Source organism: Pedobacter gandavensis, assembly GCF_032678465.1.
In the GTDB taxonomy this organism is placed as follows: Bacteria; Bacteroidota; Bacteroidia; order Sphingobacteriales; family Sphingobacteriaceae; genus Pedobacter; species Pedobacter gandavensis_B.
This window is the reverse complement of the sequence record NZ_JAVTSK010000009.1, coordinates 165,960-178,449: the sequence shown is the minus strand read 5'-3', so window position 1 is coordinate 178,449 and position 12,490 is coordinate 165,960. Positions and strand designations below refer to the sequence as shown.

Genomic DNA, 12,490 nt, shown 5'->3' with positions numbered 1-12,490 from the left:
CATATTTAGTGATATTTTTACTAATATTAGATCATCAACCATTCAACCAAATATATGAGTGAATTTCAAATCAAAAAATCGTCTACCGTCTACGATGTTGTTATCGTAGGATCCGGAGCAGGCGGAGGTATGGCCGGATATGTATTGGCCAATGCCGGGCAAAAAGTACTGATGCTTGAAGCTGGTGCTTACTTCGACCCAAGAATCGACGCACAACAGTTAAAATGGCCATGGGAATCCCCAAGACGCGGCGCAGGAACCACAAGACCTTTTGGCGATTTTGACGCCTCATATGGAGGTTGGGAACTGGATGGAGAACCATATACACAAAAAGCAGGAACTGAATTCGCATGGTTCAGGTCAAGAATGCTGGGTGGTAGAACCAATCACTGGGGAAGGATTTCTTTAAGAATGGGTCCTTTGGATTTTAAATGTAAGGATGGACTAACCGACGACTGGCCTATTACGTATGAAGAGCTAAAACCTTTTTATGATAAGATAGACCGCCTTCTTGGGATTTATGGATCCGTAGAAGGAATCGAAAATGAACCGGATGGTATCTTTATGGCACCGCCCAAACCAAGACTAAATGAGTTGTTCATTAAAAAGGCCGGAGAAAAAACCGGAGTAAAAGTAATTCCTGGCAGGGGATCTGTTTTAACAGAAGCTTTGCCGAACAACAAAGACCGTGCACCGTGTTTTTACTGTGGACAATGCGGACGTAGCTGTAAAGTGTATGGAGATTTCTCATCTTCTTCTTGTTTGGTGATTCCGGCTGTGAAAACCGGTAATTTAACGGTAATTACCGATGCAATGGTGAGGGAAGTGCTGACTGATAAGAATGGACTGGCTACCGGCGTTTCTTATATCAATAAAAAAGATGGCCAGGAGTATCAGGTATCAGCAAAAACAGTAGTTCTGGGTGCTAGTGCCTGCGAATCTGCTCGTATCTTGTTGAACTCTAAATCTGTAGCGCATCCTGGTGGATTGGCCAACGGAAGCGGTATTGTAGGTAAATACCTGCACGATTCAACCGGTGCCAGCTTGAGTGGTTTCTTACCTCAGCTGATGGACCGTAAGCGTTACAATGAAGACGGCCTGGGTAGTGTACACATTTACTCTCCATGGTGGTTAGATAACAAAAAACTGGATTTCCCTCGTGGTTATCATATTGAATATTGGGGTGGTATGGGAATGCCAGCTTATGGATTTGGTGGCGGTACTGCGACATTAAATGGTATGGTTCCAGGTAGAGACGGTAAAATGAAAGAAGCAGGTGGTTATGGTGCTTCCTTAAAGGATGATTACAGACGTTTCTATGGTGCTTCAGTAGGTATGGCCGGTAGAGGAACTGCCATTGCCAGAGAATCCAACTATTGCGAGATAGACCCTAAAGTAGTCGATAAATACGGTATTCCGGTATTGAGATTCAACTACAAATGGGCTGACGAAGAGGTGAAACAAGCGAAACACATGCAGGAGACCTTCCAGGCCATGATGCATGCCATGGGTGCGATCATTACTTCTGGCATTCCTGGACCGGAAACCAATTATGGTTTAGAGGCTCCAGGAAAGATCATCCATGAGGTGGGTACCATCAGAATGGGTGATGATCCTAAAAAATCAGCATTGAATAAATGGTGTCAGGCACATGAGTGTAAAAACTTATTCGTAGTGGATGCCGCACCTTTCGTTCAGCAAGGTGATAAAAATGCAACATGGACCATTCTTGCACTTTCAATGAGAACTGCGGAATACATCCTGGATCAAAAGAAGAAACAAAATATTTAATCTGTTTAAAGCAAAGAAAAAATTATGAACAGACGTGATTCGTTAAAGGTTTTAGGACTAACCGCCATCAGTTCTGCAGTACTGTTAGATGCTTGTAAACCAGGTGAACCTAAGGCCACTGCAACTGCTGAAGCAGGTGACCATCCGGGAAGAGAAGAATGGGAAGTACTGAGAGATAAGACATTGATGGAGGAGAAGTTCTTCTCTCCACATGAAATGGCTACCATCGCTGTGCTTTCAGATATCATTATTCCTAAAGATGACATCTCAGGCAGTGCTACAGAGGCTAAAGTCCCTGAATTTATAGAATTCATTGTAAAGGATATGCCGGAGCATAAGACGCCGATGAGAGGTGGATTAAGATGGCTGGACTTACAATGTCTCAATCGTTGGGAGAAGCCTTTCAAAGATGTTTCTGCGGAGCAGAAAATTGAAATGGTAGATCAGATCGCTTACCCTAAAAAAGCTAAGCCAGGTATGGAGCAAGGTGTTGCTTTTTTCAACCTAATGAGAAATCTGACGGCTTCAGGATTCTATACTACTGAAATGGGCGTGAAAGATATTGGTTATGTAGGGAATGTTCCTAATAAATGGGAAGGTGTACCTGCTGATGTATTGAAGCAATATGGTTTCGACAGCGCTTCCTAAGCACTGAATTTCCTATTAAAATGAAAAGCAGCGGTTTTATTACTGCTGCTTTTTTTGTTTATAATATTGGTTTATAAATCATTAGCTTTGTGTAATGATGGCGAAGGAGTCAATAAGCCTTAAAAAATACTATGTGAAATGCCTGTTTTTACTGGCATTGACCATGAGTGCTTTTTGCTGGAATGCTGCTCCGGGCTTTTCTCCAATACAAAGTCAGAAAATACAAACCGAATCAGTAATTGGTGCTCAGCAACAGCAGGTAAAACAGCTGCTGTATCATGCAGATCATCTGCCATTAACAACGACGGTTGACTCCGGTTTTCGAACGATTTATTCCAGTGCTTTATGGTCTTATAACCAAACGGTGCTCGTTTTTCTAAGACAGCATCAATACGCGATCGCTCTCTTTGAGCCATTCAGGCTCTTTTCCTTACCTAAAATTATCCCTCCCCACATCGACAGTTTTTTGTCTTAGTATTACCATTTTTTTACTTATCAAATAAGCTGTCCATGAAATCTTTAAAAAAGACATGGAGGATGATCTGTCTGATACTGATGCTTTCACTGGCCTTAATAGGCATTGGTTTTGGCGCCGGTGTCCCGATCCCACCTTCCAATAGAAGAGAAAACCATATAGAAGTTAATGTAGCAAGGATTGATGATCAGGAAGATGATCAATCAGAAAATGAGCGTATTTGATCGTACGCTTTGTCTTTACCCAGCTGAACAATAATTCCTGAACCAAAGTTTACCGGAATTTTAAAGATGTTATGCAATGGGATCTCCAAAATATTGGCCCATATGCAACGGATTACCCCAGCATGGGTCACAATGGCTACTTTGTTCATTTCCTGCGTTCTGAGCATGGAAATAAATGTATTTACCCTTTCGGAAAGCTCCTCCAGGCTCTCTCCGGAAGGGGCTTTTTTGTGTACAAAATCATTCATCCAGTCGTCCAGCCTGCCCGGATCCAGGGCATCCCATTGCTGATTTTCCCAGTCGCCAAAGTTCATTTCCATTAAATCAGGACGGTAAGCGATTGGTTTTGTACTAAGTTGTTCAGCCAGGAGGGAGCATCGGCTCGAAGGGCTACTGTACACTTGCTCAAAGTCGCCTGGCAATTTAGTCAGGACTTTAGCTATGTCTTCCTGCGCAGTATCAGCTAAAGCAACATCATACTGCCCATAACATAAGCCTTTTGGGACTGCTACAGCAGTATGGCGAATTACATAAACTTCCATAATACTAAAAAGGTTAAAAGTGTGATGACTTCTGCAAACTGTTCTACGGCACCCAGGCAATCACCGGTATATCCATCCAGCCATTTGTTAAAGTACCGCTGACTGATGAAATAAAGTAAGGCCAGTGGCAGTAATACGAAAATCAAAGGCCGATAGTAATAAGTCAGTATCAATAAGGGGCTTAAGCCAAACAGATAGGCGCCAAGCACTTCTTTATAGGAATATGCTTTGGCAATGGGTTTGGACTTACTGCTTTCATCTTCACGGGAATATTTAGAGGTAAAAGTGATTTGTATGGCCGTTAATCTGGCGATAGAATGGTAAGTGATGAAAATGAGCAAGGTCATGTAGATAGGGAGTTGATCTACATTTGCCAGTACCTTTTGTAAGGCCAGGTATTTAAGGCCAAATAAAAAGATCAGGGCCACCACCCCATAGGTACCGAGCCGGCTATCCTTCATGATGTCCAAAATTTTTGTCTTGGTCCAGCCTCCTCCAAATCCATCAAATACATCTGCAAAACCATCTTCATGAAAAGATCCGGTAATATAGACCCCTGCTGCAAGTGATAAGATTACGGCAATTTCTACTCCAAACAGAAAATTACTGATCCAGAAGACTAAAAAAGAGAGGGCCCCAACCAGCCAGCCAATTAATGGAAAGTACCGGGTTGATTTGTTTAGGTATTCCGGTCGGTGGTCTACCCATTTCGGACAAGGCAATTGCGTATAAAACATCATTGCCGTAAAAAATATGCGAATTTCTTCCTTCATTTAGGATGCTTTTGTGGAAACACTCGCGCTTTCAAAGCTGGCCATCCCATTTAAAAAATTCACCGCACTTTGAATCAGGGGATAGGCAACCGCACATCCGGTACCTTCGCCGAGCCTCATATTTAAGTTCAATATAGGATCTGCGCCTAAGTGTTTTAACAATTGACGGTGACCAGTTTCGTCGGATAAATGACAGAAAATGGCATTGTTTTGTAACAGAGGGTTGATCATGACTGCCGCCAGGTAGGCTGCTGTGGCAATAAATCCATCCACCATGATCAACATATTGTTTTCATAGGCGGCCAACATGGCTCCGGTGAGGTGTGCAATTTCAAATCCACCGTAGCTCTGTAATACGGCAACAGGATCTGCAGAGCGCCCATGGCGCAATTCACATTGCTTAAGGATATTGATTTTATGGGCAAATTGCTCGTCATTTAAGGCTGTACCGCGACCAACACAGCTTTCAATGGGTAACCCGCAAAGGTTACTCATGATCATCGTTGCAGAGGAAGTATTGCCTATTCCCATTTCTCCAAAACCGATGATGTTACAACCTCCTTCATGAAGGTCGTTGACAATCTTTTCTGATTGACTCAAACAGTTTTCCAGTTCATGAATGTTCATGGCTTTTTCTTCAAGGAAGTTTTTCGTCCCTTTTTCTACTTTTGCCCGGATTAATTTTTCATGGGCTTTAAAATTGAAATTTACCCCTGTGTCGACGATTTGTAGATGAATGTCGTGTTGTTTGCAAAATACATTGATGGCTGCACCTTCATTCAGGAAATTCAATACCATCTGATAAGTCACTTCCTGCGGGTATGCACTTACGCCTGATTTCGCAATGCCATGATCTCCTGCAAATACGACAATCGCAGGTTTGGTTAATACCGGGTTCAGGGTATTTTGTACGGTTCCAATTTGCAGGGCTAGTTGTTCTAACCTTCCTAATGCTCCTTTTGGTTTAGTTTTTAAGTCTATTTTTCGTTGAAGCTCTTCCTTCATATGCTGATATCCCCTGGTGTTTAAATAAATATTGGCCATATCTAGGTGGATACCGCCAATAAAGGCTGAAATTACAACATTTACCTGTTAAAGTGGGTAAAATAGAGCAGAGTTGTTTTCCTGAGGGGCTTGACCAACACCTCGTAAAGAAGCAGATCCCTACTGTGCAAGTTTGAAAATGGTTATATCCTGCTGGAAGCCTAGCAGATAGCATTTAAACCAGGTTTTTTGGAAAAGAGGAGGACATAGAATGAATTTATTAGTTATCATTGCGGTAATCATATTTAATCCCTATTATGAAATATTCATTACTAATTTTATCATTTTCTATTTTATTTTTCTCTTGTAAAAAGGCTGAAAAAGAGCCTGTTGGTGCGGCTGTCTCAACAAAAGTTGTAAACTTTAAATCCATCAGCGGACTGGAAGCTTTGCTTGCAGATACAGAGCCAACTGCCGTTATGGTGACGAGAAACATCGTTTTACGCGATCCTTTGAAAATTGAACTGAGCGGCACTTCGGAAGTTAAGCTGATCAATTTTACTTTGAAAACCATCAAAGATGTTCATGTTTTTGTAAAACTGGCAGGAGAAACAGAACGGTTGGAGCTCTTGAAAATTGACTCTATTACACCATTGGTTAGCTTCAAATTGCCGCTGTCGATCGTAGAAAAGGAGGAACAGCTGTACACGGAAAGTGGCAGGCTCATGACAATTGCCAAACAGACTGATCTTTCCAAAGCAGAATTTTCAGTAGTGGTAGATGATCCCTTTTACAAAAGAATAAATGCCATTAAAATCCCCTGGAAACTGAGCTTTAGAAAATCACAGGAGGATGCTGGCAATTGGTACCGGATGAATCCTTTACACGCCAGAGAAAGTTTGGTGATGTTTACCAATCTTGCTTATTTATTTTCACAGGCTGCTACCCAGACTGCTTTCATGAATTATGAGGGGCTAACTGCAAATGATGGCACTTTACTGAGCATGGAAAAAAAGGACGCGGTTTATAAAGACATTCTGACCAGAGCAAATATCGAAACGGGCTTGGTAAGAAATGTAAATGGCCTGGGAGGAGGAAACCTTGTTGCAGGTGCAGAATACGTATTGATGAGGCATTACAATAAAAACTCAGAAGAAGTAATTGTTCATGAGTTGGGGCATGCCCTTGGTTTTAGCCACAGTAGTAACATGACTTATGCTTCAAACAGTAAAGCTTTCCATTTGGCCATGCGACCTTTGATTAACCAATTGCTGACTGATCGGATTTATCCTTATTGGGACTATAGAATATTGAATACCTATAATAAATACATCGACATGACGGGTGATTACCTGCGTGAGGGAAAGAAACCTGATGGAAGCAGACATAATCCAACAAAATACGATTACTAGCCAAAGCATTTGGACTCCATTTAAAAAAAATTAAAACAGCTGGCAATTGCCGGCTGTTTTGTTTAAAAGTAATCACCTCCTCTTTGTTGTTTTAATAGTCTTAGGCCAATACAGCATGGTAATCGTATGTTTTTTAGTCGAGTGCTTTATTATGTATTAATTGCGGGATATTGCTTATTTTTATATAGTGTAGGCAGTGTTGTTTTGCCGGATTGAAATTGATTGCGGGTGTATAGCGTTTTTTGAATTTTAAAATTTAAGGTGTCTGCTGATTCAGGACATTTTATCATATAATATTTCTAACCTATAAAACTATAAGCATGAATTTAATTGAAATGTTAAAGAATGAGGTAAGTGGAAACCTGATCTCTTCTTTAAGCCAGAAAGCTGGCGTAACAGAGGACCAGGTAAAAACAGGCTTCTCTGCTGGTATCCCTGCGGTTTTAGCAGGAATTCTCAAGAATGGTACAGGAGCAGGATTCCTGGATACCATCTTACCCGGACTCAGCGGATCCAGCACTACAGACCCTGGTCAGGATTTATTAAATGGTCAGGAAGATACGCTGCTGGAAAAGGGAAAATCTATGTTGGGCAGCTTATTCGGAAGTGATACCAGTTCCGTAACAAATGCAGTTTCTTCTGCTACAGGATTACCCGAAGGTAAATCCGCGGGTTTACTGGCGATGATTGTTCCCCTGGTAACCGGTTTAATTACAAAGCTCATGTCTTCAAAAGGTTGGAGTGTATCCGATTTATTATCAAAGATTTTTGAAAGCAAAGCTGAAATTGCAGCCGCATTGCCTCCGGGTTTAAGCAGTTCTTTGGGCATTGGTAATATTCATCTTCCTAACGAAGGAATTCCTGATGTTCCCAAATCCACAGTGCATCCTGAGCGTCCTATTCCTCCGGTGAATATGCCGGTTAAAGATGCTGGTGGAGGCTTTATGAAATGGCTTCTTCCCCTTATCGTTGTGGTGGTGGCCATATGGTGGATGTTAGGCAAACAAGGCTGTAATCAAACTGCAGTGACGAGTACGGTTGATTCGGTAACTGCGAATATAGATACAGTTGGTGGTAAAATGGGGGAAGTGGTAGATGTGACAGTAGTTACCGTAGAAGGTAAACTAAATGAAGCAGGTGATTTTGTAAGAGATCTTGGAGCGAAGATGACAAAGAAATTGCCTGATGGAAAAGAGATCAGTATCGCTGAAAATTCAGTAGAAAATAAGTTAATTGGATTTATTGAAGATAAAAGTAAGCCGGTAGATAAAACCACCTGGTTCACTTTCGATCGGTTGTATTTTGAAACTGGCAAAAGTACCTTGAAGCCGGAATCTCAGGAACAGCTGAATAACATCGCGGCGATTTTAGTAGCTTATCCGGCAGTAACATTGAAATTAGGAGGTTATACCGACAATACCGGTGATGCTGCAGTGAATAAGAAAATATCTGAAGAACGTGCAAATACTGCTAAGAATGAATTGGTGAAATTAGGTGTTGATGGCAAACGTCTGGAGGCAGAGGGTTACGGTGCAGAACATCCAGTGGCCAGTAATGATACTCCTGAAGGCAGGGCACAAAACCGTAGAATAGATATTCGGGTAACCGAAAAATAAAGAATTATATACACAAAAAACGCCTTCAAATTTATGGTTTGAAGGCGTTTGATTTATAACGAGAAATTGATATTTTTTATAAGCTGATGAATTCGCTTAAACAGATTTCCAGATTTTAAAGGTATTCTGGTGGCTTCCATCTATTGGTCTGATGACCAGGCAAAGGTGTTCTTCTCTGCGAGGGAAATATTTGTCAATAATCAACTGTGTTTGCTGTATCAATTGTCCAAGGTGTTGTTCAAAATCTATGCTTTTGACGTTTAAAATGACCTGGTTCATTCTTGCTGAAATGGTGCATTCGAAAGTGAATTCTCTTTTGAGTGCTTTTACTACTTTTGACCTCATTTTTTTCATTGAACTATGGTTTAGTATGTAATTGAATGGGTTTTTTTAATTGTTAATACAGCCTTAAACGCTGGCTGTGATTAATAATTGTGTCGTTAAATGTCATTATTTTATGTCATGATGATAAACGACTATATTTTAAAAATAGTGAAAAGGCTTTAAGAAAGGGAATTTGAAAGTGTGTTTCTTTGTAACAAATTCATTCCTGTTTAACCTGTCGAATGCTTATTTTTGGCTGGAATTTATAACTATCTAACAAGGCTCGTTTAAGATTCATATAGAGCAGGTGTCTTGACGAGCTTGCATTATGAAGCGCATTCGCGTTGAAACCAGCTTAAGTCCAATATTTCTTCTCCCTGAGACCTTAGTCATTAGGACATGCTTATCTACTGAGGTTATAATTATGAGGGCATTGCCAGATAGACTATTGGGGGTTGGTAGGGCCTAAGATAGCTTATAGCCCAATCAGCCTCTTGGATAAACCCATTAGGTGATTGAATCTTCCTTAAAAAAATATAGCCTCTTATACTGATCACTATAAAGTTTTTTATTATCTTCATACAGTTCATCTCGAACGATAGTTAACTGAACCTAAAACTATTAACGACTCTCATATGGCAATAGCTGTAAACGGCCCACATGGCCACTTCAAAGGAAAAGTAGGCAATCTGGTTTATTATATGCTCAATGGGCAACCGGTAGTCCGCTTGATTGGCCATAAAGGCAATCCCAGTTTACTTCAACTGGCCAATTACCAGAAAATGTCTGTTACCATGAAATTGCTGAGCAATATGACCGGCTTTATCAAATTGGGATTCGGCTTACAGGCCAAAGGGACAGTTCATAATGCACACAACCTAGCCACCTCTTACCTGAAAAAACACGCTTTAAAGGGTGAATACCCTAATATCAGTGTAGATTATACGAAAGTTAAACTGAGCGAAGGCAGCATGCCTGCAACCCGGGATTTAAAAATTGTTAAAGTCGCAGGCGGCTTGGAAATCAGCTGGGATCCGACGCATAGCTATGAATTACAACACAACGATAGTGTGATGGTGATGCTCTGTTTTCCGGAAACCGGAAGAGACCGTGAATACCTGAATATTGCCAGAAGATCTGAAGGAAAGTGTTTTCTCCCATTGTTAGAAGAACAGCTCAGTCAACAGATAGAGCCTTATACAGCTTTCATCTCTGCAGATGGAGAAAGTGTATCTGATAGTGTTTATCTGGGTAATTTAAACGGGGAGGTTAAAACTGAGAAAGAAAAAAGTGACGAAAAAAAATACCAGCAGGTAAAAGAGCGCTTTGATCAGGTGGCAACCAGCTATAGGAGTCAGATTAAGGACGAATACGGGATGAAACCACGTACCAAAGCCTTTAGAGTACTGGAAAAGGAATATCTGGCGCTCAAAGAGAAGCTGGAACACCTACCCGGGAAGCCTGGCTAAAAAGGGGCAGGTATTTTCATTATGTAACTTAAATTCTAACCTGTGGTGTAAGCGGAACCGTTAGTACATTCCTCAATCCGTCAATATCAATCGGCATGAAAATATTAACAATTTGTGCTCAAACATGCGCGTATTCAAATGTATTAAGAAGTGTGTTTGAATATGAAAATAAAAATTTGAAGCAAGCAAAGTGAATTCAATGGATTTTGTCTATAGTTCATAGGCTGGATACATTTTTACTGAGATATTCTGGAATAAATATTTAACGGACTGGTCTGGCATGATACCTCCTCCGGTTTTGTCATCAACATCAGCAAAGCTGAATGGCAATATTCCATAGCTTAAAGTAAGAAAGGTTCCTGATGGGACTTACTTTTATCCTATTGCTATCAGTAAGGAAGGAGAACGTACACAATTTAAGCGCTTTATTGAGATTAAAATATAGTGATCGAAAAAAAAAGGGCAAAAAGAAAACCAGAACTACAGTTTTTTGTTTATTCGGAGCAGGATGTCATTAATGGAAAATTTCTCAATATAAAAATCATCCAGGTTGAAATAGGGAAATTCAGACGATAAGCAGGACGAATACTAATAATATATGAAAAACATAATTTTTGCAGCAACAGTAGTTGCAGTGGCTGTTACCACAATATCTTGTTCAAAAGATGACAAGCATTCAGAAAGTTTAATTCAAAAAAGCGAGTTGCCTTCAGAATCCAGAACATTCATTGATACTTATTTTTCTGGTAATGAAATACTAAGAATAGAAAAGGACACTAAAAGCACAGACGAATATTACGAAGTTTATTTTGTTGGAGGAATGAGCGTTGATTTTGACCAATCGGGAAAATGGACAGAAGTGGACGGTAACAACCAAGCTATTCAAACGGGATTTATCCTTCCAACTATCATAGATTATGTTAAAGTGAATTACCCAACTTCCGCTATTGAAAGCATTGACAAAAAACCATATGGATTTGATGTGGAATTGTTAAACAATATCGAGTTACGTTTCAATACAACCGGTGTGTTTTTGGGGTTAGGAAAGTAATTTAAAATGAACAAAAAAAAATATCTGACGTCCCTCTAAAAAGGGTAACATTTAAAATTAGAGAAAAAAGCTGATGATGTTCCATTATAAATAATGGAATTAGTTAGGAAAAGATTAAAATGTCCCTTTAGATGGATTGATGAAAGAATAGGAGGCAGACCATTCTTCGTTTGGATCTCCCGTTTTACCCAGGTAAGGTTTGGCAAATTTGGAGTTTAAATTCATAAACTTAAATTTTTCCTGATTTTGTACTGGAAATGTCCTTTAATACTGCGTGATTCATAGCGACAATTCTTTTTTCAATATTAGAGCCACCTAAGAAGAAATAAACACCCGGTACTTTTTGTTGAAAATAGGCGAAATCATCATTAAAATAAGGGACTTGTCCATAGTCAGGCATAATTACATTCTTATGCGTTTTTGGTATGCAAACATTTCATTAGGCTTAACCATAATTTTACCTACTGGTAGGTTAGTTATGTGTAAACCATAAATTTCATCAGGACGTATTTCGGAAAATAAACCGGAGTTAATCATATTTTTTGCTCCAACGAATGTTTCTTCTTCTGGTTGAAAAATAAAATATACTGTTCCCTGTAGATTTTTTTTATTTTTTGAAAGGATTTCCGCTATTCCCAATCCAATTGCTAAATGCACATCATGGCCACAGCCATGCTGTACTCCTTTTATTTTAGACTTAAACTCAACCTCGTCAGGAAAATCATTAGGTAAGGCATCCATCTCAGCCCGCCAGGATATCTTCTTTCCTTTTTTTTTACCATTTAAAATGCCTACAATACTATGCCCATAAATGTCTGTTTTAACTTCAATCCCTAAATCCAACAAATGCTGTTTTACGATTTATTGAGTTCGGTTTTCACTCCCTGCCAGCTCAGGGTTTGCATGAAAATCTCTTCTGATTTTCACCAATTTATTATAGATTTTGTCAGTTTCTGCGCTGACCAAGTCGTCATTTAAAGTTGTTTTCCCTTTTTGTTGCCAACTAAAAAGAATTATCAATTGAAAGAATAATGAGAGAATGCATTTCATAAGCTGAGATTCTGCAAGTAAGACAACATGAAAAAAACTAATGTTACACTCCGAAATTTAATACAATGACTTTTCAAGAATTACAAGGCAATTAAATGGTCATCATAATGGTATAATAGGTACTTATAAAT

At 39.7% G+C, this 12,490-nt stretch carries 14 protein-coding genes; 8 read left to right on the top strand and 6 right to left on the bottom strand.

Annotated elements, in window-relative coordinates:
- Window positions 1-54: 54 nt before the first annotated feature.
- The 4 genes from R2Q94_RS16980 (at window position 55) to R2Q94_RS16965 (ending at window position 3,138) form a co-directional block, all read left to right on the top strand.
- A complete protein-coding gene (locus tag R2Q94_RS16980) occupies window positions 55-1,791 on the top strand; it encodes a GMC family oxidoreductase (RefSeq protein ID WP_316822663.1) in 1,737 nt (578 codons plus the stop codon).
- A gap of 24 nt (window positions 1,792-1,815) precedes the next feature.
- The gene (locus tag R2Q94_RS16975) at window positions 1,816-2,439 is read left to right on the top strand and encodes a gluconate 2-dehydrogenase subunit 3 family protein (RefSeq protein WP_316822662.1); all 624 of its coding nucleotides are present in this window, start codon (window positions 1,816-1,818) and stop codon (window positions 2,437-2,439) included.
- A 94-nt stretch (window positions 2,440-2,533) separates the two neighbouring features.
- Complete coding sequence (locus tag R2Q94_RS16970; protein ID WP_316822661.1) at window positions 2,534-2,914, top strand: hypothetical protein; 381 nt, start codon at window positions 2,534-2,536, stop codon at window positions 2,912-2,914.
- A gap of 35 nt (window positions 2,915-2,949) precedes the next feature.
- Window positions 2,950-3,138: a hypothetical protein gene (locus R2Q94_RS16965; RefSeq protein ID WP_316822660.1), complete on the top strand. Its 189-nt coding sequence runs from the start codon at window positions 2,950-2,952 to the stop codon at window positions 3,136-3,138.
- Here the strand turns inward: R2Q94_RS16965 and cobC are convergent.
- Genes cobC through cobT form a run of 3 tightly spaced genes read right to left on the bottom strand, consistent with a single transcriptional unit; the run spans window position 3,114 to window position 5,497 of the window.
- On the bottom strand, window positions 3,114-3,680 hold the full coding sequence (cobC, locus tag R2Q94_RS16960; protein ID WP_316822659.1) for an alpha-ribazole phosphatase: 567 nt from the start codon (window positions 3,678-3,680) through the stop codon (window positions 3,114-3,116). The genes R2Q94_RS16965 and cobC overlap by 25 nt on opposite strands.
- Window positions 3,665-4,453, bottom strand: coding sequence for an adenosylcobinamide-GDP ribazoletransferase (gene cobS / locus R2Q94_RS16955; protein WP_316822658.1), 789 nt, complete (start codon window positions 4,451-4,453; stop codon window positions 3,665-3,667). Before cobS ends, cobC begins: the two co-directional genes overlap by 16 nt.
- A complete protein-coding gene (cobT, locus tag R2Q94_RS16950; protein WP_316822657.1) occupies window positions 4,454-5,497 on the bottom strand; it encodes a nicotinate-nucleotide--dimethylbenzimidazole phosphoribosyltransferase in 1,044 nt (347 codons plus the stop codon).
- Between the two features lie 257 nt (window positions 5,498-5,754).
- Here cobT and R2Q94_RS16945 point away from each other — a divergent pair, with 257 nt between their 5' ends.
- Window positions 5,755-6,849, top strand: a complete 1,095-nt coding sequence (locus tag R2Q94_RS16945; protein WP_316822656.1) for a hypothetical protein — start codon at window positions 5,755-5,757, stop codon at window positions 6,847-6,849.
- A 320-nt stretch (window positions 6,850-7,169) separates the two neighbouring features.
- A complete protein-coding gene (locus tag R2Q94_RS16940) occupies window positions 7,170-8,465 on the top strand; it encodes an OmpA family protein (protein ID WP_316822655.1) in 1,296 nt (431 codons plus the stop codon).
- A 96-nt stretch (window positions 8,466-8,561) separates the two neighbouring features.
- Here R2Q94_RS16940 and R2Q94_RS16935 read toward each other — a convergent pair whose 3' ends face one another.
- Window positions 8,562-8,819, bottom strand: a complete 258-nt coding sequence (locus R2Q94_RS16935) for a hypothetical protein (protein WP_316822654.1) — start codon at window positions 8,817-8,819, stop codon at window positions 8,562-8,564.
- Window positions 8,820-9,424: 605 nt separating this feature from the next.
- On the opposite strand from R2Q94_RS16935, the gene R2Q94_RS16930 reads away from it, so the two are divergent.
- Together R2Q94_RS16930 and R2Q94_RS16925 are read left to right on the top strand one after the other, a co-directional pair.
- The gene (locus R2Q94_RS16930) at window positions 9,425-10,258 is read left to right on the top strand and encodes a DUF6266 family protein (RefSeq protein ID WP_316822653.1); all 834 of its coding nucleotides are present in this window, start codon (window positions 9,425-9,427) and stop codon (window positions 10,256-10,258) included.
- Between the two features lie 598 nt (window positions 10,259-10,856).
- Window positions 10,857-11,309, top strand: coding sequence for a PepSY-like domain-containing protein (locus R2Q94_RS16925; protein WP_316822652.1), 453 nt, complete (start codon window positions 10,857-10,859; stop codon window positions 11,307-11,309).
- A 229-nt stretch (window positions 11,310-11,538) separates the two neighbouring features.
- On the opposite strand, the gene R2Q94_RS16920 is transcribed toward R2Q94_RS16925, so the two are convergent.
- Together R2Q94_RS16920 and R2Q94_RS16915 are read right to left on the bottom strand one after the other, a co-directional pair.
- A complete protein-coding gene (locus tag R2Q94_RS16920; protein WP_316822651.1) occupies window positions 11,539-11,709 on the bottom strand; it encodes a hypothetical protein in 171 nt (56 codons plus the stop codon).
- A gap of 2 nt (window positions 11,710-11,711) precedes the next feature.
- Window positions 11,712-12,152 (bottom strand): M20/M25/M40 family metallo-hydrolase, encoded by a 441-nt coding sequence (locus R2Q94_RS16915; RefSeq protein ID WP_316822650.1) that lies wholly within the window; start codon window positions 12,150-12,152, stop codon window positions 11,712-11,714.
- Window positions 12,153-12,490 lie beyond the last annotated feature (338 nt).